Here is a 23,950-nt window from a genome sequence, read left to right on the forward strand (position 1 = left end):
CCGTGTGCGCCGCCGCCCGGGTCGGGCGATCGCGAAGTCCGCGGCGGTCTTCGAAAGATGCCGGACGGCGGAGCGCTCATCGTCGACCGATCCATCAGGGAGATCGACGATGTCCGATACGCTATCGAGGCGCGGCTTGTTGGCGGCGGGCGCGGCGGGAGGTCTCGTCCTCACGCAGGCCGCCCAGGCCGCCACGTTCGGCAACCCCGACCTGCCGCCCCAGGGTGCGATCAACGCCAATCCCGGGAGCGTGACCGACCCCGGGCCGAGCAACCCGGACCTCGCGCGCAACCTCCCGTCGTTCACCGATCCGCCGGCGACCGATGTCGGCTCGATGGGGCGATTCTGGAACTCGTTCAACACCGCCCCGCGCCGGCAGCAGAACGGGGGCTGGGCGCGCCAGGTCACGAAGCACGACTTCAGCGTCTCGGACCAGATATCGGGCGTGAACATGCGCCTCTCGCGCGGCGGCATCCGCGAGCTGCACTGGCACCAGCAGGCCGAATGGGCGGTCGTCACCAACGGCGCCGTGCGCGTGACGGTGATGGACGAGGACGGCCGCGCCTCCGTGGCCGACGTGAAGGCGGGCGGGCTCTGGTACTTCCCGGCGGGCTTCCCGCACGGGCTCCAGGGCATCGGCCCCGACGGCGCCGAGTTCGTCCTCGCCTTCGATAACGGCGAGCAGACGGAGTACAACACCCTTCTGGTGACCGATTGGGTCGCCCACACGCCGCCCGAGGTTCTCGCGAAGAACTTCGGCATGCCGGCGGAGACCTTCCGCAACATCCCGCTCCAGAACCGCTGGATCTTCCAGGGCGAGCCCCCCGGGTCGCTCGCCGCCGACCAGGCCTCGGTCCGCGGCCCCCTCGGCGATCCGCCCCGCCCCTTCATCTTCGATCTTGCCGGCAAGCGGCCCGACAAGGTCACGGCGGGCGGCCAGGTCCAGATCGCCGACAGCCGGAACTTCGAGGTCTCGACGACGATCGCGGCGGCGATGGTGACCCTGAAGCCCGGCGCCATCCGCGAGATGCACTGGCATCCCAACGCCGACGAATGGCAGTACTGGATCGCGGGCGAGGGCCGGATGACGGTGTTCGACACGGGCCCTGCGGCCCAGACGGCGGACTTCCGCGCGGGCGACATCGGCGTGGTCAAGAAGAACCTCGGCCACTACATCGAGAACACCGGCAGCACCGACGCGGTCTTCATGGAGATCTTCCGGACGAACCGGTACGCGGAGTTCTCGCTGACCCAGTGGCTCGCCATGACCCCGCCGGCCATCGTGGCGGCGACCCTCAACCTCGACCCGGCGGTGGTCGAGCGCCTCCCGAAGGACCGCGCCGAGGTCATGCCGCGCTAGATCCGCGGCCCAGGCTGCGACGACGAATCGACGGGAGGGCGGCTCGCACGGGCCGCCCTCCCGTCGCGCATGGGGCCCCGCCCGCGGCCAGACGCGCCGACGGCTCGGCGATACCAAGGTGTAGGGTCGGGCCGCCGAAGGCTTATGCCCCGGACACCAGCGTTCGATATCGAGGCGGACGCATCGGGCCGATCATCTCAGGCGACCTAACCCATGCCTGGAGGCCCCATGTACCTCGAAGCTCCCCCCCACGCCGGCCGGCCCCTCCCCCTGGTCTACGGCCCGGCGCCCGACGGCGAGACCCGGTGGCGCAGCCTGCATCTCGACCTGCCGGAGGCGTCCGTCGCGCTGCGGGTCTGCCCCGGGCCGGGCGAGCGCGCGCTCATCGAGGTCGGCCCCGCGACGCTCGCGGGCGAGACGGACGCGCCGTCCAGCGACGCGATGTTCTACCCCGTCGATCTCGAGCCCGGCGTCGCGGCCGCCCTCGTGCGGGCCGCGGACGACGCCGAGACGGCGAGCCTGGCGGGCCGCCCCGAGATCCGCCGCTTAGGACTCGCCCTGGTGGCCGCCCGCGCGAGCGGGCAGCCCGTGCAGCAGCTCTACGCCCAGTCCATGAGCCTCGCCATCGCGGCGCGGATCATGGAGCGGGCCGATCCGCGGCCGGCGCGCCGGCCCGCCTCGCCCCTGCCGAAATGGCGCCTCAACCGCGTCATGCGCCATATCGAGGAGAACCTGGCCGAGCGTCTCAGCCTCGCCGACCTCGCCGGCACGGCGGGCCTCACCCGGATGTATTTCGCGACGCAGTTCCGCGCCAGCCTCGGCGTGAGCCCGCACACCTACGTGCTGCGCCGGCGCATCGAGCGCGCCCAGGAGATCCTGGCCGGCTCGAACGAGAGCCTCGTCCAGGTCGCCCTGAGCGTCGGCTTCCAGACGCAGGCGCACTTCACCACCGTGTTCAAGCGCTTCGTCGGGCAGACGCCCGCGCGCTGGCGCCAGGCGCAGGGCCGCGTCTTGGCGCCGCCCCGGCGGACTGCCGCCGAAGCGCGTCCCTGGTGAGGCCAGCGGCGCCCGCCGCGCAGCGGGCGTCCTCGGCGCGGGCCGACCCGCCCCCGCCCCTCGCGTGAACGCCCTGGAGGCGGCCCCATGTCCTTGCTCGACCAGATCACCGGCGGCGCCGGGGGGCTGAGCCCCCGTGCCGTGATCCTGCGCCTCTGCGCGATCGGCGCCGTGACGGCCGCGAGCGCCAGCGGGTTCGCCTATGCGGGCGGCTGGCTGTCGCCCGGGCGCCTCACCCCGGAGCGCATGATCGACGGCTTCCAGGAGGTGAACGGGGTTCATCCCGGCTTCCGGCGCAACCATGCCAAGGGCCTGTGCGTCGAGGGGCGGTTCGAGAGCAGCGGCGCGGCGGCAGGGCTCACCCGGGTCCGGATGCTGGCCCCCGGGGTCGTCCTGCCGATCACCGGCCGGGTGGCGCTCGCGGTGGGCACGCCCGACGCAGCGGACGCGGCCGGCACCGTACGCAGCCTCGCCCTGCGCGTCCGGCTGGCGGACGGCGAGGAATGGCGCACGGGCATGAACAGCCTCCCGGTCTTCCTGGTACGCACGCCCGAGGCCTTCTACGAGCAGATCCTCGCGGGCAAGCCCGATCCGGCGACCGGCAAGCCCGACCCCGCGCGGATGAAGGCGTTCTTCGCCGCCCATCCAGAAAGCGTACGCGCCGCGGCCCTCATCAACGCGCGCACGATCACCTCGGGCTTCGCCGACAGCACCTATGCGAGCCTCAACGCCTACCGCTTCGTCGCGGCGGACGGGACCGAGACGCCCGTGCGCTGGGCCATGGTGCCCGAGCGCGCGCCGGTCGCGCAAGGTGCGGCTGACGCGGGCCGCGCCGACCCGAACTACCTCTTCGACGATCTGGAAGCCGAGCTGCGGCGGGCTCCCTTGCGCTGGCGCCTCGTGGTGACCCTCGGCCGCCCGGGCGACCCCACGGCGGACGCGACCTTGCCCTGGCCCTCCGACCGGAAGACGGTCGACGCCGGAACCCTCGTCCTCACCGGCACGGCCGCCGAGGGACCCGGCAATTGCCGCGACGTGAACTTCGATCCTCTCGTCCTGCCGGACGGCATCGCGCCGTCCGACGATCCCCTGCTCAGCGCCCGCTCGGCCGCCTATTCCCAGTCGTTCACGCGCCGGGCCGGGGAGCCCAAGTCGCCGAGCCCCGTCAAAGATCCCCCCGTCCAGGGAGCAGCCCTGTGAGCCCCCTCTTTCCCCTGCCCGCGCGGCTGCTGCACTGGCTCATGGCGGTTCTCATCCTCGCTATGCTGGTCATCGGCGTCGCCATGGTGGGCTCGCTCGCCGATTATCACACGCTGGTCTCGGCCCACCGGCCGCTCGGCATCCTGATCCTGTGCCTCGCGCTGATCCGCCTTGCCTATCGCCGGCGCCACCCCGCGCCCCGCCTGCCGGCCGACCTGCCCGCCTGGCAGCGGGTCACGGCCCACGCCTCTCACGTCGCCCTCTACGCGCTCATGATCGGGCTGCCGCTCGTCGGCTGGGCGATGCTGTCGGCCGCGCGCTACCCGATCGTCCTGTTCGGGCCCCTCGTGCTGCCGCCGATCATGCCGGCGAGCCCGGTGCTCTACGCGGCCCTGCGCGGCCTTCACACGGTTCTGGCCTATGGGCTCGCCGCGATCGTCCTTCTCCACCTCGCGGCCGCGCTGATGCACGGCCTCGTCCGGCGGGACGGCGTGCTGGCCAGCATGACGGGCTGGCGGCAGCCCGCCCACCCTGCGCCCGACGCAGCGTTGCGGAGATGATCCATGCACCTATCGCCATCCCTCGTCCTCCTTGCCGCCCTCGCCGGAGCGCCGGGCGCGGCTCACGCGGCCGGGGTTCCCGTCTTCGACGGCAGCCGGGACTGCAGAGCCGCCGCCGCGCTCGACCAAGTCGACCGGCGGACCGAGGGGGACTGCGCGGCGGACGAGCGCGACGCGCGGGCCAAGCTCGTCCGCCGATGGGGCGAGTTCGCCGACGCGGACCGCCGCTTCTGCACGCAGGAGACGAGGACCGGCGGCCCGCCCTCCTATGTCGACCTCCTCGTCTGCCTCCAGATCGCGAAGGGCAACACCGACGACCGCCGGCGCGAGAGCCGGGAGCGGCGCTAGGCCGGCACGGGCGCGGGGGCCGGCTCCCGCATGATGGACATGATCGAGCCCGGATGCGCGCCACGGTCCCGTGACGCGCATCCGGGCACTTTACGCTCCTGCTCGTTCGGCTCTTGGGCTCCCGCTCAGACCTGGGCCGCGCCGCCGTCGACGAAGAGCTCGATGCCCGTCACGAAGCTCGCGTCGTCGCTGGCGAGGAAGACGGCCGCCTTCGCGATCTCGTCGGGATCGCCCACGCGGCCGAGCGGCACCTGCCCGGCCAGATGATCGAGGAGGCCCTGCTGCCGGGCGGCGTCGGGGCCGGCGAGGTCGACGAGGCCCGGGGTGCGGGTCGGGCCGGGGCTCAAGGTGTTGATGCGGATGCGCCGGTCCCCGACGTCGAGGATCCAGTTGCGGGCCAGCGCGCGAACCGCCGCCTTGGAGGCCGCGTAGACGCTGAAGGCAGGCGTCCCCACCGTCGAGGTGGTGGAGCCCGTCAGGATCACGGAGGCGCCGTCTGCGAGCAGCGGCAGGGCCTTCTGGACCGTGAACAGGGTGCCCTTCACGTTGGTGCCGAAGATCTCGTCGACCTGCGCCTCGGTGATCTGCCCGAGCGGCAGCATCGAGCCGCCGCCCGCATTGGCGAACAGGACGTCGATCCGGCCCCGCTCGGCCCGGACCTGATCGAAGAGCCGGTCGAGATCGGCGAGCTTCGACGAATCGACCCGAACCGCGGTGGCGCCCGGGCCGACCGCGGCGAGCGCCGCGTCGAGCTCGGCCTGGCGCCGGCCGGTGATGTAGACGTGGGCGCCCTCCGCGGCGAAGCGCCGGGCGGTCGCGAGGCCGATGCCGCTGCTGCCGCCCGTGATCACGGCGGTCTTGCCTTCGAGCTTGCCCATGGCGGGCTCCTGTCATGCGTGGGGAAACGGCGAGACCCCGGCGCCGCCGGGGGAAGGGGGCACGGCCCTCGTGCCAGGGGACCGGCGCGGGCCGTCAGTCGCAGCCGGCGCAGATCGAGCGGTCGATGGCGTCGTCGCGGATCTCGTCGGGTGTGCGCCGGCCGATGGTGCGCTCCAGCGCCTCGTCGGCGGCCCGCCCCGGCGGGCGCACCTGCCCGACCGAGCTGGTATAGGGCGCCGTGAGGAGGCCGGGCGCCGTGACGGCACCCCGATCCGCGCGGGTCTCCTGCGGGACCGTCTGCCCGGCGGCGAGCGCCGGCCAGGCGACGAGGACGGCGAAAGCTGCAAGGAGCTTGGGCACGGCACGGCCTCCTGTGCGGCACCGGCCGCGATGGCGGCCGGTGCGGGGTCCCGGGGTGTCGCTCACTGTCCCGAGGGGCTGTTCAGGCAATTGGCGGGGCCGCCCGCGCGCTGGTTGGAGCCCCGATCGTAGCAGGGGATGCCCTGCTGCACCGAAGCGCCCGGATCCGAGACCGGGATGCCGCCCGTGGGGCTGTTGAGGCAATTGGCGGGACCGCCGGCACGCTGGTTCGAGCCCCGCTCGTAGCAGGGGATCCCCTGCTGCGTGGCGACGCTCGGGTCGGCGACGGACAGGCCGCCAGTGGGGCTGTTGAGGCAGTCGGCGGGCCCGCCGGCGCGCTGGTTCGAGCCCCGCTCGAAGCAGGGGACCTGCGCCTGGGCGAATCTCTGGGCGCCCTCCGGGTGGCTCGGGGCGGATTGGGCGAGGGCGGGGGCGCTTGCGAGCAGGAGCGTCGCGAGGGTCAAGGCGAGTCGCATATGGGCATCCTCCAGCTGGATCGGCCGCTCTGGGCCACACGGCGGCGAACCGTCCCGCGACCGCGATGCCCACCGAAGTGCCCACTTTCCGGCCCAGGGGCTTCCGCGATCGCGCACCGCTTTGCGCATCCGCCTGATCAGTGCCCGGGGGCAGGAGCTGCGGTTTCGGCTTCGCCCGCGGCGGGGCATCGGTCGAACGATCCCGAAACGGCGCCGGCCGCGGACGGATTAGGATCCGACCCTGTCCCGGAGCCATGCATGACCGAACCCTTTCCCTCACTCGATAGGGCCCGCGTGCTCGTGATCGGCGGCAGCTCGGGGATCGGGCTTGCCGTCGCTGAAGCCGCGCGGGCCGCCGGCGCCTCGGTCGCGATCGCGTCGCGCTCGCCTCAGAAGCTGGAGCGCGCCCGGGCGCGGCTCGGCGCCGGCGTCACGAGCCATGTCCTCGACACGGGGGACGAGGCGGCCGTGAGCGCGCTCCTGGCGGGAGAGCCCTGGGATCACGTCGTCGTCTCGGCGGCGCAGACGCCCTCGGGGCCGGTGCGCACGCTGCCCCTGGCCGATGCCTACGCCGCCATGGAGAGCAAGTTCTGGGGCGCCTACCGCGTGGCGCGGGCGGCGCGCATCCGGGACGGGGGATCGCTCACCCTCGTCTCGGGCTATCTCAGCGAGCGCCCGTCCGCGGCGGCCGTGCTCCAGGGCGCCATCAATGCCGGCCTCGAGGCGCTCGCCCGCGGCCTCGCGCTGGAGCTCGCGCCCGTGAGGGTCAACGCGGTCTCGCCCGGGCTCATCGCCACCCCGCTCTGGGACCGCCTGCCCGAGGATCGGCGCGAGGCGATGTTCGCGGGCGCCGCCGAGCGCCTGCCGGCGCGCCGCGTCGGCACGGCGCAGGACGTCGCGAACGCCGTCCTCTACCTCCTCGCCACCCCCTTCGCCACGGGCTCCACCGTCCGCGTCGACGGCGGCGGGGCCATCGCCTGAATCCGGGAGGTTGCCATGATCCGTCACGCCCTCGCGGCCGGCCTGCTGGCGCTCGCCGCCCCAGGCCCGGCCCGCGCCGTCGCGATCGCCGAGACGGTCGTCGCCACGACCCCGCCGGCGAACCGCGCCGAGGAGACCCTCGCCGCCGCCCGAGCCTTCTACGGATTCTGGGACACGGGCGACGAGGCGCTCCTGCGCCAGGCGATCGCCCCGGGCTTCGTCGACCGCACCCTGCCGCCCGGGCGCCCGCAGGGGCCCGAGGGCCCCGCCGCCGCCTCCCGCACCTTCCGGGCCGCGGTGCCGGACCTGCGGGTGCGGGTCGAGAAGATGATCGTGGCGGACAGCTACGTCACCGTCCACATGGTGTTCACGGGCACGTTCACCGGAACCTTCGGTGGAACCAAAGGCACGGGCCAGGCGATCCGCTTCAACGCGACGGACCTCCTCAAGGTGGCGGACGGCCGGATCACCGACAACTGGCACATCGAGGACAACCTGACGCTTCTGGGCCAGATGGGCGTCGTCAAGACGGACCCGTGAGAGGCTGGCCCATGGGGCTTGCGGGGCTCGTGACGGGGCGATCGATGGCGGGAGCGGGCCGTTCAGGTGCCGCCAGCCACGACAACCGGCGCCGTCGCAGGAGATCGTGGGCTCAAGAACGGCCGCGATTCGACTTGATCGGGCACATTTCGAGGAGAGCGGCATGGCGGAGCACGACAAGGTGGCGCTCGTCGCCGGCGCCCACGGGATCATCGGCGGGGCCCTCGCCGACGAGCTGCGCGGACGCGGCTGGCGGGTCCGGGGTCTCGGGCGGCGACCCGTGCCGGGGCTGGAGACGATCACGGCCGATCTCGCCGACGCCGGCGGCACCGCCGCGGCGTTGCGCGAGGCAGCGGACACCACCCACGTCTTCTATGCGGCCCTCGCGCCCGATCCGGATCTTGCCACGGAGGCGGCGCGCAACGCCGCCATGCTCGACAACCTCCTCGACGGGCTGGAGGCGGCGGGCTCGGCCTTGCGCCGGGTCGTGATCTACCAGGGCTTCAAGATCTACGGCATCCATCTCGGCGCCCGGGTGCGCACGCCCGCCCGCGAGAGCGACCCGCCGCACATGCCGCCCAACCTCTACATGGCGCAGGAGGACATCCTGCGGGCTCGCTCCGCCCGCGCGGCCTGGGACTACGTCGCGCTGCGGCCCGACGTCGTGGCCGGCGACGCCTGGGGCAACCCGATGAACATCGCCCTCGTGATCGGCGCCTTCGCCGAGCTGTCGCGGGCGCTCGGCGTCCCCCTGCGCTTCCCCGGCACCGAAGCGGCCTATGGAGCGCTCGCCCAGATCACGGATGCGGGGCTGCTCGCGCGGGCGAGCGCCTGGGCAGCCGAGACGGAGCGGGCCGGGGGCGAGGCCTTCAACGTGACGAACGGCGACGTCTTCCGCTGGGAGCGGATGTGGGAGGACGTCGCCGGGGCCCTCGACCTCCCCGTCGCCCCGCCCGTGCCGCTGACCCTTGCCCGTCACATGGCCGACAAGGGCCCGCTCTGGCGCGAGATCGCGGGCCGCCACGGCCTCGTCGAGCCGGACCTCGCCCGCCTGGTGGGGTGGGGCTTCGGCGACTTCGTGTTCCGCACCGGGAGCGACGTGATCTCCGATGTCGGCAAGATCCACCGCTTCGGCTTCACGGAGCGCATGCCCTCGACCGACTCGCTGCTGGGCGCCATCGCGAGCCTCAAGGCCAAGCGCGTTCTTCCGTGAGCGCGCCGCGCCGGCATGCCGTTCGCCGCGATGTCGGGAGCGGCGCCGGCCGCGCACAGGCCGCATGTCGACCGGGCCAGGTTCGTGTTCGCCAGTATCCGGCACCGCCACGCGACAAAACAGCAAGTTCTGGAAAGTGTGAACCGATTGTAATCGAACAGAAAACAGCCCTCCATCTGCCACGCCTATCTTAGGGGCTCGCGGTCGGCCGACGTTGCCGGCCGACCGAAAAGGAGGCACGTCATGACGACCCCTGATCACGTCCAGTCCCCCCTGGCCACGGCTCATCGGCGCAGGCGCCGGTTCCTCGGCTCCGCCGCGGCCCTCACCCTCGTGATGGGCGGCGTGGCCGGCGCCACGCTCGCCGAGGCCCAGCGGCCCGCCCTCGCCCTGGGCCAGCCCGCCGAGATGACAGCGCGCTCCGACACGGCGTCTGGCTTCGCCGACGTCGTCGCCCGGGTGAAGCCCGCCGTCGTGGCGGTCCTCGTCACGCGGACCCCGACCGCCACGGGCGGGACGGAGAGCCGCCCGAGCGCGCTGCCCGACGCCGACCAATTGCCGCCGCAGGTCCGCGAGTTCATGCGCCGCTTCGGCGGCGAGGGCGCAGAGCGGGAGCAGGGCCCCACGCAGGCCCTGGGCTCCGGTTTCTTCATCTCCGCCGACGGCTACGTGGTCACGAACCAGCACGTCGTCGGCGACGCCACCGCCGCGAAGCTCAAGCTGGACGACGGGCGCGAGATCGACGCGAAGGTCGTCGGGCGCGACGCCAAGACGGATCTCGCCCTGCTCAAGACCACGGACGGCGGGGGCTTCCCCTTCGTGCCGCTCGCCCGCGAGGCGCCGCGCGTCGGCGACTGGGTGGTGGCCATCGGCAACCCCTTCGGCCTCGGGGGCACGGTGACGGCGGGGATCGTGTCGGCCCGCGGCCGCGACCTCAACGCGAACCCCTACGACGACTACCTGCAGATCGACGCTCCCATCAACCAGGGCAACTCGGGCGGCCCGAGCTTCAACACCCGCGGCGAGGTCGTCGGGGTGAACACGGCGATCTACTCCCCGTCCGGCGGCAGCGTCGGCCTCGGCTTCGCGATTCCCGCCGCCACCGTCCAGGCCGTGGTCAACGATCTCGAGACCGCCGGCAAGGTGACGCGCGGTTATCTCGGCGTCCAGGTCCAGCCCGTCACCAAGGAGATCGGCGAGGCGCTGCGCCTCAAGGACGCTCACGGCGCCCTGGTCGACCAGGCCGAAGCCGACACGCCGGCCGCGAAGGCGGGGCTGAAGGCGGGCGACGTGATCGTGGGGGTGAACGGCGAGGCCGTCGCCGACGCCCGCGACCTCACCCGGCGGATCGGCGCCTTGAAGCCCGGAGCCGACGTCCAGGTCGCCTATGTCCGGGACGGGGCCGAGCGCACGGCAACCGTGGCGCTCGGAACGCTGCCCGGCGACCAGGCGAACGCCGCCGGCCGTCAGGAGGCCTCCCCGGCCCGCCTCGGCCTGAGGCTCGCGCCAGCCCCCGACGGGCAGGGCGTGGTGGTGGCAGGCGTCGAGCCCGACAGCCCCGCCTCCGGCAAGGGCCTCCAGACGGGCGACGTGATCCTGCAGGTCGACGGGACGGCGGTGTCGAAGCCCCAGGACGTCGCCGACCTTGTGGCGGCGGCCCGCGGGACGGGGCGGCCGGCGGTGCTGATGCAGGTGCGCGGCGGCCAGGACACCACGCGATTCGTCGGCATCGCGCTGCCGAAGAGCGGTTGAGCTCCTTCTCCCGCGCCGGTCGGAAGACCAGGCCCGCGCCGTCCCCCAGGGAGGGCGCGGGGCTTTTGCGGGATCGGTCGGGCGCGTCGGCCGCCCAGGCTCCGGGAAGCAGGAACGCCCAAAGGTGAGCAACGGGCTTCAAGCACCGGCCGGCGGTCCGCCTAGACTCCTCGAAAGCCCAAGGCGGGCGGCCCCGCGGAATCGGGGCCGCGCAGAGGAGACCCCCATGCCCGACGACGACATCCTCATCGCTGTCTTCAAGACCCATGCCGGGGCGCACGACGCCGTGCGCACCCTGGAGGCCGAGGGCTTTCCCCTGGCCCGCCTGTCGATCGTCGGCCGCGGCGTCCACTCGGAGGAGCATCCGGTCGGATTCGTCACGGCCGACAGCCGGATCGAGAGCTGGGGCAAGACGGGCGCCCTGTGGGGCTCGCTCGGAGGCCTGCTGGTCGGCGCCGCCCTCGTCACGGTGCCGGGCGTCGGGCCGGTCCTGGCGGCCGGGCCGATCGCGCAGGTGATCGCGACCGCTCTCGCGGGCGGCGCGGTGGGCGGCGGGGCCTCGGCGCTTGGGGCGGCCTTCGGGAGCCTCGGCCTCTCGCACGGGCACGTCGTCCGCTACGAGGCCGAGATCAAGGCCGACCAATATCTCGTCATCGCCCACATGGCCGCCGAGGACGCCGACATCGCGCGCCGGGTCCTGCGCCGGCTGAACGTCGCCTTCGAGGCCGCCTGACCCCGCCGGACCGTCCGGCTCTCCCACCGATCCAGAAGGATTGACGCCATGATCACCGATCCCGCGATCCGCGACGGCATCGTCACGTCGCTTCCGTCGCTGCGCGCGTTCGCCCGGTCGATCTGCTTCGATGCCGACCGCGCCGACGACCTCGTCCAGGAGACCCTGATGCGCGCCTGGTCGAGCCGGGCTCAATTCGAGCCCGGGACGCGGCTCGAGGCCTGGCTCTTCACGATCCTGCGCAACACCTACTACACGAGCCTGCGGCGGCAGCGCCGCGAGATGGAGGATCCCGACGGCGAGATCGCGGGGCAGATGGCGACCCCGGCCCCCCAGAACGGGCTCGTCGACTGGATCGCGTTCACCCGCGCCTTCGCCCAGCTCGCCCCGTCGCAGCGGGAGCTACTCCTCCTGATCTCGGCGGAAGGCCGGAGCTACGCGGAGATCGCCGAGGACAGCGGCGTCGCGGTCGGCACCGTGAAGAGCCGCATCTACCGCGCCCGGCTGCGGCTGGCCGAGCTCATGGGGGTGACGATCGACGACGGGCGGGCCGGAACGCGATCCGAGGCGACGCGCTCGCAGCGCCGCGACCGGCGTCGGCTGACGCTCCCCGCCCCGATCGCCGTCCGCTACCTGCGCATCCACCGCCGCCCGGGCGCAGCCGTGCCGGCGCGGCCCGCCGCCTGGATGCAGATGTCCCAGTAGAGGCCGGAAACAGTCCCCTCTCCGCCGTCCGGCGAGGGAAAATCCGGCAGCCACACAAGGACGGCGGGGATCGGTCCCGCCGCCCTTGTGCGTTCCGGCAGGCCGCCGGCCCCGGTCAGCGCCCGCGGGCGATGGCGGACGACGCGAGGTGGGCTCGCGAAGCGCCCGGGACGCCTACTCTCCCGCAAGAGGATGCAATTCACCGCAACGGGCGACCTGCCCCGAACCGCCGGACGGGTTATGTTGAGACCACGCCGATTTGGTTCCTCCCGCGGCTCGGCGTCGAACTCAGACCGGCTTCAAGCCGGTCTTTTTTTGGCCTGATGTTTCACATCACGGATCCTGACGGATCTGATCATGAACCATCATTGGCGCTCATGGGCTGCAGCGCGTAAGGTCCGCCTCCGGCCCGACGCCGAACGAGCGATCCATGCGCAGCGCCCCCCTCGACTCCACCGCTCCAGCGGTCGACGCGACGACCCTCGGCCTCTACGGCGCCGTCGTCCTGGTCTGGGGCGTGAGCTGGATCGCGCTCAAGGCGCATCTCGGGGTCGTGGCGCCCGAGGTGTCGGCCCTGTGGCGCTTCATGATCGCGGCCGCCATCATGGTGAGCTGGGTTGCGGTCCGGGGCGACCGCATGCGCTTTCCGCTGCGCGACCACCTGCGCTTCGCCCTGGTCGGCGCCTGCATGTTCTCGTTCAACTTCGTGCTCTTCTATTACGGAGGCCTGCACATCCCCTCGGGCCTCCTCGCCGTGGTGTTCTCGCTCGCCTCGGTGATGAACCTGCTCCTCGGCGCGGCCCTGTTCGGCCAACGCATCGAGGGCCGGGTGGCGGCGGGCGCGCTCGTGGGCACCTTGGGCGTCGGGCTCCTGTTCTGGCCGGAGATCGCCGGGGCCGGCTTCGACCGGGCGGCCCTCGGGGGCCTGGGGCTGTGCGTGCTCGGCACCCTCCTGTTCTGCTGCGGAAACCTCGTGACCGGCCGGCTCCAGCGGCGCGGCGTGCCGGTCCAGGCCATCAACGCGTGGGGCATGGTCTACAGCGTGGCGGGCCTCGCGGCGTTCTCGGCGCTGCGGGGACAGCCCTTCATCGTGGAATGGACCGCAACCTATTGGGGGGCGCTTCTCTTCCTTGCGGTGTTCGCCTCCGTGGTCGCCTTCGCCTGCTACGGCGCGCTCATCCGGCGGATCGGGCCCGCCCGCGGCGCCTACGCGACCGTGCTCTTCCCCATCGTCGCGCTCACGGTCTCGACGCTGTTCGAGGGCTATGCCTGGACGCTGCTCGCCATCGCCGGCGCCGCCTGCGCGCTCGCCGGCAACGCCCTGGTGCTCTGGCGCCCGGCGGCGGGCCGCTGACCCAAGGTTTCATTTACGCTGCTCACGCGTGCGGCGCGACGCATCGATCCCTCCGAGCGGTCTTAACCTTTGCCTCACGCGGCTGGGGCATGCTGCGCATCGGCCAGGGATCGATTGATGACGAAAGCCTTCATCCGGTGCGAGAGCGGCGCGACGTCGATCGAATACGCGTTCATGGCGATGGTCGTGGCCTTGGTGATCATCGTCGCCACGACGTCCATGGGCGAGTCCACCCGCGCCCGTCTCGAATCGGTCAAGGCCGGCTTCACGAACTGACGGCCGGCCCTATTCGGCCGCGGCCGTGAGGCGCCCGGCTCCGAGATTGTCGAGGCTCTGACGGATCTCGGCGGCGAGCAGCTCCGCAAGCGGGCTCGTCTCGCCCCGGCTGCGCAGGAGGCCGATCTTGCACGACGGCAGCGCCGGGAAGCCGTCGGAAGGCCCCAGGATCCGCATCCCCGGGCGCACCGCGCTCTCGGGAAGCACCGCGACCGCGAGGCCCGCCAGCACCGCCGCCCCCACCGCCGTCGAGTTCCAGCTCACGAAGCCGACCCGGAAGGGACGGTCGGCCCGCTCGAGCGCCTGGGTGGCTGACTGGCGCCAGTCGCAGGTCGGGCGTCCGAGGGCGAGGGGCACGGGAGAGCTCTTGTGCACGTCGTGCCGCGCCGACGTGGTCCAGAGCAGCTGCTCGACCCGGATGATCTCGCTCGGACCGCGCCGGTCCACGTGGGTGATGATGGCGAGGTCGAGGTCCCCGTTCTGCACCCGGTCGATGAGCATCGGCGTCGGCTCGCACACCACGGTGACCTCGGCGCGGGGGTGCGAGGCGGCGAAGCGCGCCAGGATCTCGGGCAAGTAGCGGTCCGCGTAGTCGTCCGGCAGCCCGAGCCGCACCCGGCCCTCGAGGGCCCTGGTCTCGAAGGACGACATGCATTCCCCGTTGAGCCGCACGATGCGCCGCGCATAGTCGAGGAGCCGCTCGCCGTCCTCCGTGAGCCGGGAGGCCCGCCCGTCGCGCTCGAAGACCGGCCGGCCGACGCGCTCCTCCAGGCGCTTCATCTGCATGGAGACGGCGGACTGGGTCTTGTGCACCACCTCGGCGGCGCGGGTGAAGGATCCCATGTCGGCGATGGCGACGAAGGTGCGCAGCTGGTCGATGTCGAGAAGATGAACCATGACCGCGCCTCCATCGCTTCCGTTCATCCTAGAGGCGTCACGTATCAGCCGCAAGAATGACGCGCGGACGACGACGCCTCGAAGGTGACGCAACGGCATTCGACGGGCCCGGGCAAGCTTCCGTTGAGGATGCGACGAGACTCCTTGCCCGCAAGTGCTTGTTTACCCTGCCTTTTAAGGCGTCCGGCACGACCGCGCTCCTAGCCTCGGGTCATCAACGAGCGGTCCGCCAGAGACCGCCGGCACGCTGACAGGGCGTCGACATATGCCAGGACTCACCCCGATTTCCGGGGTCGTCCCTCCATGCGAGGGCGACCCCGGCACGCCGCCTCCCCTTACGGCAGGCCACGCCATCGCCGGCCCGGACAATATCCTTGGCCTGCGCGGGCGCCGCGCCGCGGGGCTGGCCCTGAGGCTTGCGCCTAAGACCGGCGAGGCGGAGGCGTTCGAGATCGCGATCATCGACGAGCGGGGCGCGGTGGCGCAGGCGCTCGGCCCCTACGAGGACGACGACGTCGTCGCCGTCTGGCGGGCGCTGGCCGACGCGTCGGGCCTGCCTCTCCTGGTCCAGACCCCCGACGGCGCGCTCTCCAACCCGTACCCGCAGATCGGGCCGCTGAAGCTCGGCGCGACGCGGATGCGCCGCCGCCACGGGCTCCTCGCCCATCGCCGCCCGCGCTTCCTGGCGCACCGCAAGACGGCGGCGCTCCCGGTCCGCCCTCTCGTGTTCCGCGAGCCCGCCTTGAGCGAGGGCGGGCAGGCCTGAAACGACAACGGCGGCCCGCAAGGGGCCGCCGCATCGCGTTCGTCCGTGCGCTCAGGCTCAGGCGGCCTTGGTGTTCACCTTGGCCTCGGCGAGCTTCGACAGCTTCTGGTCGGTCGCCTTCTCCTGGTCCAGGATCGAGTGCAGGACCTGGGCGCAGTCGTCGCGGCCAAGCTGCTTGGCCCACGCCACGAGGGTGCCGTAGCGGGTGATCTCGTAGTGCTCGACGGCCTGGGCCGCGGCCAGCATGGCGGCGTCGAGAACCTCCTTGTCGTCGACCTCGCCCATGATGTCCTGGGCCTCGGAGAGGATCCCGTCCATGGCGGCGCAGGTGACCGACTTCGGCTCATGGCCGTGCATGCGGAACACCTGCTCGACCTTCTGGATCTGGCCCTGCGTCTCGGTCAGGTGCTGCTCGAACGCCGCCTTGAGCTGCGGATCCGTGGCCTTGCCGATCATCTGCGGCAGCGACTTCGCGATCTGCTGCTCGGCGTAATAGATGTCCTGCAGGGTGTGGACGAACAGGTCGTCGAGCGTCTTGATGTCCTTGGAAAAAAGACCCATGGCTTCAGCTCCTCCGCTGGGTTGTCGGTGAAATGCGATTGCAGCCGCCTTCGGCCGAGCCGAAGCGCGGCGGAGCGACATGGAGGCAACGTGAGGCCGGGCCGGGGGTTCCGGGCGAAGGGGTCGCAGGGCGGCGGGGCGCGGCGCCTTCCGCAACGGCGTCCGTACCCCTCCCGATGACACCCGGCACGGCCATGATATCCACGGGCTTTCAACCCACGGGAGCATCCATGACGGCCCATCTCGCCAGCATCATCGACGCGGCCTGGGAGAACCGCATGGCCGTGACCACCCGCACCCGGGGCGAGGTGCGCCAAGCCGCCGAGGCCGCCATGGCGGCCCTCGACTCCGGGGCGCTGCGGGTCGCCGAGCGCATCGACGGCGAGTGGCGGGTGCACCAATGGCTGAAGAAGGCCGTCCTGCTCTTCATCCGCCTCAGCGAGAACGGCCTCATCGAGGGCGGGCCGGGCGGATCGCGCTGGTGGGACAAGGTGCCCTCCAAGTTCGACGGCTGGGGCGAGGACGAGTTCCGGGCCGGGGGCTTTCGCGCCGTGCCCAATTGCGTGGTACGCCGGGGCGTCCATATTGGCCGCGACGCCATCGTGCTCCCCTCCTTCATCAATTTCGGCGCCCATATCGGCGAGGGGACCATGGTGGATTCCTGGGTCACCGTGGGCTCCTGCGCCCAGATCGGCCGCCACGTCCACCTCTCGGCCGGGGTGTCGATCGGCGGCGTGGTCGAGCCGCTCCAGGCCAATCCCGTGATCATCGAGGATCATTGCTTCATCGGCGCGCGCTCGGACATCACCGAGGGGGTGATCGTGGGCGAGGGCGCGGTGATCGCGTCGGGCACCTCGCTCTCCGCCTCGACGAAGATCGTCGACCGGGACACGGGGGAGGTCTTCAAGGGCCGCGTGCCGCCCCGCTGCGTCGTGGTGCCGGGCGCCCTGCCGGGCCGCAACCTCCCCGACGGCTCGCCCGGGCCCTCGCTCGCCTGCGCCGTCATCGTGAAGCGCGTGGATGCGGCGACCCAGGCCAAGACCGCCATCAACGATCTCGTGCGCGACTCGAGCAACGTGGCCTGAGGAGCGCCTTCGGCGCGGGGGTCCTGCGCTGAATCCCGGATCTGCATCTCGCGCAAGCGGCTCCGCAGCCCCGCCCCGGCGCGTTGCCGGATGACAGCGGGCGTGCGCGTTGCTAAGCACCCGCCCGTAGCGCCCGGGAGCCCCGCATGACCGCCGATCTCAGCCACACCATCGACGCCGCCTGGGAGGACCGGGCCGCGGTCAACGCGCAGACCGGCGGCGCCGTCCGCGAGGCGGTCGAGGAGGCGCTGAACCTCCTCGACTCAGGCCGGGCCCGCGTCGCCGAGAAGGCGGGCGACGGGTGGCAGGTGCATCAATGGCTGAAGAAGGCCGTGCTCCTGTCCTTCCGCCTCAACGACATGGGGATCATCAAGGGCGGCCCGGGCGAGAGCGCCTGGTGGGACAAGGTGCCCTCGAAGTTCGACGGCTGGGACGAGGGCCGCTTCCGCGCCGCGGGCTTTCGCGCCGTGCCCAATTGCGTGGTGCGCCGGGGCGCCTTCATCGCGCCGACTGTGGTGCTGATGCCCTCCTTCGTGAATCTCGGCGCCTATGTCGACGAGGGCACGATGGTGGACACCTGGGCGACCGTGGGCTCCTGCGCCCAGATCGGCAAGAACGTGCACCTGTCGGGGGGCGTCGGCATCGGCGGCGTCCTGGAGCCGCTCCAGGCCAACCCCACCGTCATCGAGGACAATTGCTTCATCGGCGCCCGCTCCGAGGTGGTCGAGGGCGTGATCGTCGGCGAGGGCTCGGTGCTCTCCATGGGCGTGTTCATCTCCGCCTCGACGAAGATCATCGACCGGGAGACGGGCGAGGTCTTCCGCGGCCGGGTGCCGCCCTACTCGGTGGTGGTTCCGGGCGCCCTGCCGGGCAAGAACCTCCCCGACGGCTCCCCCGGGCCCTCGCTTTCCTGCGCCGTCATCGTCAAGCGCGTCGACGCCCAGACCCGCTCGAAGACGAGCATCAACGAGCTGCTGCGGGACTGACCCCCTCAGCCGGCGAGCCGCCACACCGCCGAGCGCTTGATCTCGGCGTCCTCCAGGGAGCGGGTGACGGGGACCTCGTACTCGGCAAGCCGCTCCAGGCGGTCCTTGGGCAGGTAGGCCCTCCCGGGATCGCCGACGAGCACCGTGGCGCCCCGCCCGCTCAAGCCCCGCAGCCACGCGACGACGCGCTCGGCGAGATCGCGCTCGTAGCAGATGTCGCCCGCGAGCACCGTCTCCCAGCCCTCGTCGCGGCCGACCAGATCCTCGATCCGCGCCGCGACGGCGGCCCCGTTCGCCTGCGCGTTGAGGGCGATGGCGACGCCCGCGAAGGCGTCCACGTCCGCCGCCTCCACCCGCGCGGCACCGGCGCGCGCGGCCGCGATGGCGACGAGCCCCGAGCCCGACGCGAAGTCGAGCACGCGCCGCCCCGCGACCGTCTCGGGATGGTCGAGGACGTAGCGGGCGAGCGCCTGCCCGCCGGCCCAGGCGAAGGCCCAGAAGGGCGGCGGCAGGCCCATCTGGCCGAGCTCCTCCTCCGTCCTTTGCCACAGGTCGGTGGCCTCCTCCGCCACGTGGAGCCGGATCTCGGGCGCGTGCGGCACGGGCAGGAGGCGGGTGTTCGCCCGGATGAAGGCGGCCGGGTCGGCGATCACGAGGCGAGCATCCCGGCATAGAGGCGCTTCACGGCCTCCATCACATGGCGCTCGGTGAAGCCTGAGAGCACGCGCTCGCGCGCCGCCTCGCTCAGACGCGCCACGAGGGCCGGATCGGCGGCCAGCCGCACGAGGGCGTCGGCGAGCGGGCCCGCCTCGCCCGGGGGCGCGAGGAGGCCATCGACACCGTCGCGCACCAGCGTCCGGCAGCCGGGCACGTCGGTGGTGAGGAGGGCGCGGCCGCTCGCGGCTCCCTCGATCAGCGTGCGCGGCAGGCCCTCGCCGCCGCGGGAGGGCAGGCAGCAGACGTGGTGCCCCGCCCAGACCGCCGCGACGTCGCGGGTCGGCCCGTGCCAGCGGATGCCGGGCTCCCGGCTCCACGCCTGCAGCGTCGCCTCGGGAACCGCCTTCGGGTTCGAGGGATCGGGGGCGCCGTAGAGGGAGAGCTCCACGGCGGCGCCCCGCGCCCGGGCGAGCCGCACGGCCTCCACCGCCACGTCGACGCCCTTCGACCAAAGCATGCGGGCGACGATCGCCACCTTGAGCGGGGGCTGCGGCGGCAGCGGCATGACGGGGAAGGCGTCCGGATCGACGCCGGCGCCGCCCACAAGCGTCACCCGGGCCTCGTCCGCGGGATCAAGCCCCAGGAGGCGCGGGTCGTCGGGGTTCTCGAAGAGGTAGCGGGTCCCCCGCGTCTCGAGCCCCCGAACGAGGGTGCGCACCGCAAGCCGCGCGCCCCGGCCCGCGAGCCCCGGTCGCGCGCCCAGGAAGCCCAGGCCCGTGAGCGCGTAGACCCGGCGCGGGACGCGCGCCAGGGCTGCCGCCGTGCCGCCGATGAGGATGCCGCGCAGCGCGATGCAATGGACCATGCCGGGCTTCTCCCGCTCCAGGATCGCGGCGAGCTGGCCCGCCGCGAAGCCTGCGCTGAGCGGGTTCAGGCTGCTCCGCTCGGCCTCCAGCGCCACGAGCCGCGCTCCCGTGGCCTCGATGGCACCCCGGTGGGCCCGCTCCCGCGCCACCACGGCGACCTCGAGCCCCATCTCCCGCGCGGCCCGGGCCATGGGCAGGAAATGCGAGGCGAAGAACCAGTCCTCCGTCACGACGAAGGCGATCTTGGACGGAACGGAGGTCACGACTGCACCCCTTTGGCTCGGCCGGGCCCGGCGCCGGCCCTTTTGACCCTGAAGCGGCTGCACCGCCTAGAGCCCGACCTCGCTTGAACGCCCCTTTCGGCGCGGGGATCCATGCCCGGCAGGGGCTGAGCGACGGTGCCGGCGCCATGGCCCGCGACCACCACCGTACCGATCATTCCTGCGGCACATGAGGCGAAAATGTGGGCAGCGCGCTATCGACAAGCCTGCGCCGATCTGATGACCTAGCGTCCAGGAAGCGCGCGAAAGGCGCCGCTCGAGAGGGGACGCCATGGGTCGGACGGCGGAAACGGTGGCGGTGCCGGCGATCGATCCCCAGAGCCTCTGCAGCCTGGAGACGCATTTCATCGCGCCGGAGATCTACCGGCGCGACGACGTGGCGGCTCGCCAGGCCAACCTCGCCCGCATCGTCTCGAACCAGATCGTCCCGCGGCTGCTGCGCCTGCACACCGAGGTGGTCGCGGACGCCCCGCCGGTCACCGTGCTGATCGAGGCCCTGGCACCGAGCCGCGCGGACATCAGCGCGCTCGCCGATATCGTTCTGGGCACCGATCTCGAAGCCGCCGCCGCCTATGTGGTGGTGCTGCGGGATCGCGGCCTGGCGATGGAGACGCTGTTCGTCGAGTTGCTGGAACCGACGGCCCGGCATCTCGGCGAGATGTGGACCAACGACGAATGCGACTTCATCGACGTCACGCTCGGCGTGGCCCGCCTTCAGAAGCTGCTCGCGATCTTCAACGAGACCCATGACGAGCCGGCGCTCGGGAGCCGCCGCCGCGTGCTCATGGCGATGACCCCCGGCGACCCGCATCGTTTCGGCGTGACGATGGTGGAGAAGTTTCTCCTGGCGGCCGGCTGGCAGGTGCAGACCGAGCTCTCGAGCACCGCCGACGAGATCGTCGAGGCGGCGAGCGGCACCTGGTTCGCCGTCGCCGGCCTGACCGCGGGGTCGGATCGACAGCTCGACACCCTGAGATCGACGATCGTTCGGCTGCGCGCGCGCTCGCACAATCCCGCGATCGGCATCATGGTCGGCGGCCCGATGTTCACCGCGAACCCCGCCCTGGCCCTGGAGGTGGGCGCGGACGCGACGGCCCCCAACGCGCCGGCTGCGGTGCTCGTCGCGCAGAAGCTGTACGATCTCGCCGCGCCGACCCTGCGCGCCGAGCCTGCATGAGACGGCCTGCCCCGTCCGGGCGGCTCGATGCGCCGCTCGGGCGACGGCGCGGCCATCAATAGGCGCTCCCGCGATACGTCGATCGGACCTCCGAGGTCGCGAGCGAGGTGCCGTCGCGCGACAGGGCACGGGCGGTCCAGACATAGGATCCGGCGTTGCACGGCCCCACGCCGAAGACGGCGCCGGGGGCGACGGTTCCGGGCTTGCTCATGACGACCGTTCCGCCTCCGTGACCGAAGTCGCCCGATTCGCCCGAGGCGAGATCGAAGCGCAGGCTCGCCGTCCCCGGGGGCAGCCTGGTCACGCGAAACCGGGGGCTCTCGCGCCGGCAGGGCGCAACCCCCTCGTAGGAGACCTCGAAGGACAGCCCGGCTTCGGCCCGGGCCCCGGTCGCGGCGGGCCAGAGGGCGAGGGCAGCGACGAAAGCGGTCGCTCGGCTGCGCATAGGCGGCTCCTTCGGCTCCGCCGGAACGGGAGCCGGGATCACCCTAGCAGCTCTGCCGGACGGCGTCCGCCGACGCGGCTGCCCCTTCGCCGTTAGCCATGGTGCCGGAGGGGCGCCTTACCCCTTGAGGCCTGCCAGCAGCGCGATCACGATGCCGAGGACCACGGCCGCGGCGACGGCGGCCGCGATCCGGGCGCCCTCGCTTCTCGGCATCCACTTCTCGAGGTTCTGGGTTGCGACGGTCCTGGTGGTCATCGTGCCCTCCCGGTCGGGGCGCCCGGCGCGGTCCCCCATGGGCCTCCGAGCACCCGCGAGCCCATCCGATCATGGTTCGGCCGACGAGGGAAGCCCGTACCTGATCAGGCGCCGCCCGCGCCGCCTCGGCCGTCCCGCAGCCTGGCATGGACCCATCCCTTGGCCGCCTCCAGATCCGGGAACGTCGCCTCGTGCGGGCGGTCGAGCACCCCGAAGCCGGTCTCCAGGAACCAGTGCCCGGCCAGGCCCGTCTCGGCATGCTGGTCCGTGAGCCGCACGAGCACGGCCACGAGCCGGTCTCCGGCAAAGACGAGCATGCCCTCCTCGTCGGACCCGGTCGCGACCCGCACCGGCTGCAGGATGAGGCTCATGGCACCGTGTGGCTCCCGCTCAAGTGCAGGTAGGTCGGATCGAACTCGCCGGCCGCCTTGAGGCTCTCCCAATCGAGAACCGTGAGCACGCCGCCTTGCCACTCGATCAGGTTGTCGCCCCGGAGCTCCTGGACCGAGCGGTTGACGTGCACCGTCGAGAGCCCGAGCGCGTCGCCGAGCTCGGCCTGGGTGATCGGCAGGGGCACGCGGTTGCCGTCGACGAGGTCGACGGCCCTGAGCCGGGTGGTCATCTCGCAGAAGAGGTGGGCGATGCGCGTGCGCGCCGAGCGCCGGCCGATGCCGAGCATCCATTCGCGGAAGATGGCGCCGTCCACGAGGGTGTCGCGCCAGAACACGTCCATGAGGCGCGGCTGCTGGCGCAGGAGCTCGTGCAGGTGCTCGTGCTGGATGAAGCCCACGGTGCAGGCCGTGACGGTGCCGACGTTGTGATCCAACGTCTTGAGGTGCAGCGTCAGCAGGTCGGGGATGTCGCCCGGCGTATGGAAGGCGAAGATCTGGCGCTTGCCGACCTGGGTGAGCTTGTAGCGGCAGATGAAGCCCTCCAGGAGCAGGAAGGACTGGGTCGGCCTGTCCCCCTCGCGCGTGATGTCCTGGTCGGCCCGGACCTCCTGCACCCGCAAGGGCAGCGAGAGCAGGCCCTGCCGCTCGGCCTCGGTGAGGTCGGTGATGCTCTCCAGCTTCTGGACGAGGCGGTGGACCCCCTGGGGCGACGGCATCGGCTCCGACGAGTTCAGCGGCTTCAGTTCATTCATGACGGCAGAGCCTATCGAGGTCGTTATCGCAGTTTAATCGGCGCCCCTCTTTTGCGCGGTGCGACCGTGGGCCGCCAAGGCGTCGCGCCGGGCGGGCCGGGACGGGACCGCCTCCCGGGCCCTCAGCGTTTCCGGGGCCCCTTGTGCCGCATCCCCGCCGCCCTGGCCCGCAGCATGAGCGCCTGCACCCGATGGTGTCGCGCGATCCCGAGCACCGTGCCGACGGGCATCGGGCTCGGGTGCTCCTCCCAGTACCTGGCGAGGGTGAGGATGGCTTCGGCCGCGGCGTCGTGGCGCCTGGCGTTCCGCTCGAGCACCCCGGCGGCAGGCTTGCTCCGGTCATCCCGCATGGCCGTCGTACTCCTCCACACGTCGAGGGAAGCGTGCCTGGGCGATCTGAGCCGGCGCGCCTCTCTCGACCGGTGACAGCCCCGACCAACCGGGGAGCCAGCATGGGCTGGCCGGGGCTCGAACGTCTTGGGATAAGCAACCTCTTAATCCAGGTTAGGTTTCTGGCCCTCCGATCAGCGTCGACCGACGAGCCCACGGGCCCACGTTTCGCATGATGTCCGGGGGCACGCGTGCCACTTGCGGGCGAGGCGGACTCTTGTCTCCAGATTGAGCGATCCCATAACGCCTCGCGTGCTACGGTGAACGATCGAACCTGGAGCCCACCATGCGCCTTGCAGCCCTCGCCCTCGTCCTGCTCACGGCGCCCGCGCTCGCCCAGACGCCCAAGCGCCCTCGCCTGCCGGAGAGCCCGCCGGCGCAGGACGTCTCCTCGCCAAGCCGTGGCACCGGCGTCGATCCCCTCGTCCAGCAGCGGCAGGAACTGCAGCAGAAGCGGTGGGACGACACCAACCGGCGGGCCCTCGGCGGCATCTGCCGCGGGTGCTGATCGCCCTTTGGGGGAGTCGCCGTCCCTGGATCTTGCGGTCTCGCCGTGCAGCAAGCGTCCGCTGCCAGGGGACGGGAGCCCGTCGACCTTTGTCCATCAGGCGGCGTTCGCCGCCGCGGCCGTGTCGGTCAAGGATGGC

Annotated in this window: 30 protein-coding genes; 18 read left to right on the top strand and 12 right to left on the bottom strand. The window is 72.3% G+C overall.

The annotated features are described in order from the left end of the window. The first annotated feature begins 109 nt into the window (after window positions 1-109). The 5 genes from F0L46_RS14050 (at window position 110) to F0L46_RS14070 (ending at window position 4,524) form a co-directional block, all read left to right on the top strand. The gene (locus F0L46_RS14050; protein ID WP_149818562.1) at window positions 110-1,360 is read left to right on the top strand and encodes a cupin domain-containing protein; all 1,251 of its coding nucleotides are present in this window, start codon (window positions 110-112) and stop codon (window positions 1,358-1,360) included. A gap of 228 nt (window positions 1,361-1,588) precedes the next feature. Then, window positions 1,589-2,416 carry a helix-turn-helix domain-containing protein gene (locus F0L46_RS26875; protein ID WP_149818564.1) on the top strand — a complete coding sequence of 276 codons (828 nt, stop codon included), beginning with the start codon at window positions 1,589-1,591 and terminating at the stop codon, window positions 2,414-2,416. Between the two features lie 87 nt (window positions 2,417-2,503). Then, complete coding sequence (locus F0L46_RS14060) at window positions 2,504-3,616, top strand: catalase family peroxidase (protein ID WP_149818566.1); 1,113 nt, start codon at window positions 2,504-2,506, stop codon at window positions 3,614-3,616. After that, window positions 3,613-4,176, top strand: coding sequence for a cytochrome b (locus F0L46_RS14065; protein ID WP_276315547.1), 564 nt, complete (start codon window positions 3,613-3,615; stop codon window positions 4,174-4,176). The genes F0L46_RS14060 and F0L46_RS14065 overlap by 4 nt, the downstream gene beginning before the upstream one ends. Window positions 4,177-4,179: 3 nt before the next feature. Beyond that, window positions 4,180-4,524 (top strand): hypothetical protein, encoded by a 345-nt coding sequence (locus F0L46_RS14070; RefSeq protein WP_149818568.1) that lies wholly within the window; start codon window positions 4,180-4,182, stop codon window positions 4,522-4,524. A gap of 125 nt (window positions 4,525-4,649) precedes the next feature. On the opposite strand, the gene F0L46_RS14075 is transcribed toward F0L46_RS14070, so the two are convergent. The 3 genes from F0L46_RS14075 to F0L46_RS14085 all read right to left on the bottom strand — a co-directional run bounded on the left by F0L46_RS14075 (window position 4,650) and on the right by F0L46_RS14085 (window position 6,239). Beyond that, complete coding sequence (locus F0L46_RS14075; RefSeq protein WP_149818570.1) at window positions 4,650-5,402, bottom strand: SDR family oxidoreductase; 753 nt, start codon at window positions 5,400-5,402, stop codon at window positions 4,650-4,652. 94 nt (window positions 5,403-5,496) lie between these two features. Beyond that, complete coding sequence (locus F0L46_RS14080) at window positions 5,497-5,763, bottom strand: hypothetical protein (RefSeq protein WP_149818572.1); 267 nt, start codon at window positions 5,761-5,763, stop codon at window positions 5,497-5,499. Between the two features lie 62 nt (window positions 5,764-5,825). Next, window positions 5,826-6,239, bottom strand: coding sequence for a hypothetical protein (locus tag F0L46_RS14085; RefSeq protein WP_149818574.1), 414 nt, complete (start codon window positions 6,237-6,239; stop codon window positions 5,826-5,828). Between the two features lie 258 nt (window positions 6,240-6,497). Between F0L46_RS14085 and F0L46_RS14090 the strand changes: the two genes are divergently transcribed. The 8 genes from F0L46_RS14090 (at window position 6,498) to F0L46_RS14125 (ending at window position 13,793) form a co-directional block, all read left to right on the top strand. Continuing rightward, on the top strand, window positions 6,498-7,220 hold the full coding sequence (locus F0L46_RS14090; RefSeq protein ID WP_149818577.1) for an SDR family oxidoreductase: 723 nt from the start codon (window positions 6,498-6,500) through the stop codon (window positions 7,218-7,220). Window positions 7,221-7,235: 15 nt separating this feature from the next. Further along, window positions 7,236-7,760: an ester cyclase gene (locus tag F0L46_RS14095; protein ID WP_149818579.1), complete on the top strand. Its 525-nt coding sequence runs from the start codon at window positions 7,236-7,238 to the stop codon at window positions 7,758-7,760. A 163-nt stretch (window positions 7,761-7,923) separates the two neighbouring features. Further along, complete coding sequence (locus F0L46_RS14100) at window positions 7,924-8,973, top strand: SDR family oxidoreductase (RefSeq protein WP_149818581.1); 1,050 nt, start codon at window positions 7,924-7,926, stop codon at window positions 8,971-8,973. A 243-nt stretch (window positions 8,974-9,216) separates the two neighbouring features. Then, window positions 9,217-10,725, top strand: a complete 1,509-nt coding sequence (locus tag F0L46_RS14105; RefSeq protein ID WP_149818583.1) for a Do family serine endopeptidase — start codon at window positions 9,217-9,219, stop codon at window positions 10,723-10,725. Window positions 10,726-10,951: 226 nt separating this feature from the next. Then, window positions 10,952-11,458 (top strand): general stress protein, encoded by a 507-nt coding sequence (locus F0L46_RS14110; protein WP_149818585.1) that lies wholly within the window; start codon window positions 10,952-10,954, stop codon window positions 11,456-11,458. Between the two features lie 48 nt (window positions 11,459-11,506). After that, a complete protein-coding gene (locus F0L46_RS14115) occupies window positions 11,507-12,163 on the top strand; it encodes a sigma-70 family RNA polymerase sigma factor (protein ID WP_188311969.1) in 657 nt (218 codons plus the stop codon). A 430-nt stretch (window positions 12,164-12,593) separates the two neighbouring features. Further along, the gene (locus tag F0L46_RS14120; RefSeq protein WP_149818587.1) at window positions 12,594-13,517 is read left to right on the top strand and encodes a DMT family transporter; all 924 of its coding nucleotides are present in this window, start codon (window positions 12,594-12,596) and stop codon (window positions 13,515-13,517) included. A gap of 117 nt (window positions 13,518-13,634) precedes the next feature. Continuing rightward, the gene (locus F0L46_RS14125; RefSeq protein WP_149818589.1) at window positions 13,635-13,793 is read left to right on the top strand and encodes a Flp family type IVb pilin; all 159 of its coding nucleotides are present in this window, start codon (window positions 13,635-13,637) and stop codon (window positions 13,791-13,793) included. Between the two features lie 9 nt (window positions 13,794-13,802). Here F0L46_RS14125 and F0L46_RS14130 read toward each other — a convergent pair whose 3' ends face one another. Next, entirely contained in the window at window positions 13,803-14,690 is an 888-nt protein-coding gene (locus F0L46_RS14130; protein ID WP_149818591.1) for a LysR substrate-binding domain-containing protein, read from the bottom strand. Between the two features lie 265 nt (window positions 14,691-14,955). Here F0L46_RS14130 and F0L46_RS14135 point away from each other — a divergent pair, with 265 nt between their 5' ends. Then, complete coding sequence (locus tag F0L46_RS14135; protein ID WP_149818593.1) at window positions 14,956-15,456, top strand: DUF6101 family protein; 501 nt, start codon at window positions 14,956-14,958, stop codon at window positions 15,454-15,456. Between the two features lie 57 nt (window positions 15,457-15,513). Here F0L46_RS14135 and F0L46_RS14140 read toward each other — a convergent pair whose 3' ends face one another. Continuing rightward, window positions 15,514-16,017 carry a YciE/YciF ferroxidase family protein gene (locus F0L46_RS14140; RefSeq protein WP_149818595.1) on the bottom strand — a complete coding sequence of 168 codons (504 nt, stop codon included), beginning with the start codon at window positions 16,015-16,017 and terminating at the stop codon, window positions 15,514-15,516. A gap of 230 nt (window positions 16,018-16,247) precedes the next feature. Here F0L46_RS14140 and F0L46_RS14145 point away from each other — a divergent pair, with 230 nt between their 5' ends. Further along, the gene (locus F0L46_RS14145) at window positions 16,248-17,102 is read left to right on the top strand and encodes a 2,3,4,5-tetrahydropyridine-2,6-dicarboxylate N-succinyltransferase (protein ID WP_149818597.1); all 855 of its coding nucleotides are present in this window, start codon (window positions 16,248-16,250) and stop codon (window positions 17,100-17,102) included. A 146-nt stretch (window positions 17,103-17,248) separates the two neighbouring features. Further along, a complete protein-coding gene (dapD, locus tag F0L46_RS14150) occupies window positions 17,249-18,088 on the top strand; it encodes a 2,3,4,5-tetrahydropyridine-2,6-dicarboxylate N-succinyltransferase (RefSeq protein WP_149818599.1) in 840 nt (279 codons plus the stop codon). 5 nt (window positions 18,089-18,093) lie between these two features. Here the strand turns inward: dapD and F0L46_RS14155 are convergent, their stop codons facing one another. Then, window positions 18,094-18,741: a class I SAM-dependent methyltransferase gene (locus F0L46_RS14155; protein WP_438646679.1), complete on the bottom strand. Its 648-nt coding sequence runs from the start codon at window positions 18,739-18,741 to the stop codon at window positions 18,094-18,096. After that, window positions 18,738-19,874: a glycosyltransferase family 4 protein gene (locus F0L46_RS14160; RefSeq protein ID WP_240539992.1), complete on the bottom strand. Its 1,137-nt coding sequence runs from the start codon at window positions 19,872-19,874 to the stop codon at window positions 18,738-18,740. Before F0L46_RS14160 ends, F0L46_RS14155 begins: the two co-directional genes overlap by 4 nt. Before the next feature lie 289 nt (window positions 19,875-20,163). Here F0L46_RS14160 and F0L46_RS14165 point away from each other — a divergent pair, with 289 nt between their 5' ends. Next, window positions 20,164-21,069: a cobalamin B12-binding domain-containing protein gene (locus F0L46_RS14165; RefSeq protein WP_149818601.1), complete on the top strand. Its 906-nt coding sequence runs from the start codon at window positions 20,164-20,166 to the stop codon at window positions 21,067-21,069. 55 nt (window positions 21,070-21,124) lie between these two features. Here the strand turns inward: F0L46_RS14165 and F0L46_RS14170 are convergent, their stop codons facing one another. The 5 genes from F0L46_RS14170 to F0L46_RS14185 all read right to left on the bottom strand — a co-directional run bounded on the left by F0L46_RS14170 (window position 21,125) and on the right by F0L46_RS14185 (window position 23,263). After that, entirely contained in the window at window positions 21,125-21,514 is a 390-nt protein-coding gene (locus F0L46_RS14170) for a hypothetical protein (RefSeq protein ID WP_149818604.1), read from the bottom strand. 117 nt (window positions 21,515-21,631) lie between these two features. Then, complete coding sequence (locus F0L46_RS26210) at window positions 21,632-21,769, bottom strand: hypothetical protein (RefSeq protein WP_188311970.1); 138 nt, start codon at window positions 21,767-21,769, stop codon at window positions 21,632-21,634. Between the two features lie 104 nt (window positions 21,770-21,873). Continuing rightward, the gene (locus tag F0L46_RS14175) at window positions 21,874-22,140 is read right to left on the bottom strand and encodes a hypothetical protein (protein ID WP_149818606.1); all 267 of its coding nucleotides are present in this window, start codon (window positions 22,138-22,140) and stop codon (window positions 21,874-21,876) included. Beyond that, entirely contained in the window at window positions 22,137-22,913 is a 777-nt protein-coding gene (locus tag F0L46_RS14180) for a Crp/Fnr family transcriptional regulator (protein ID WP_240539993.1), read from the bottom strand. Before F0L46_RS14180 ends, F0L46_RS14175 begins: the two co-directional genes overlap by 4 nt. A gap of 122 nt (window positions 22,914-23,035) precedes the next feature. Further along, window positions 23,036-23,263, bottom strand: coding sequence for a hypothetical protein (locus F0L46_RS14185; protein WP_149818608.1), 228 nt, complete (start codon window positions 23,261-23,263; stop codon window positions 23,036-23,038). 326 nt (window positions 23,264-23,589) lie between these two features. Here F0L46_RS14185 and F0L46_RS14190 point away from each other — a divergent pair, with 326 nt between their 5' ends. Then, a complete protein-coding gene (locus tag F0L46_RS14190) occupies window positions 23,590-23,811 on the top strand; it encodes a hypothetical protein (RefSeq protein WP_149818610.1) in 222 nt (73 codons plus the stop codon). The last annotated feature ends 139 nt before the right edge of the window (window positions 23,812-23,950 follow it).

Origin of the sequence: Salinarimonas soli, from assembly GCF_008386575.1 — a bacterium.
In the GTDB taxonomy this organism is placed as follows: Bacteria; Pseudomonadota; Alphaproteobacteria; order Rhizobiales; family Beijerinckiaceae; genus Salinarimonas_A; species Salinarimonas_A soli.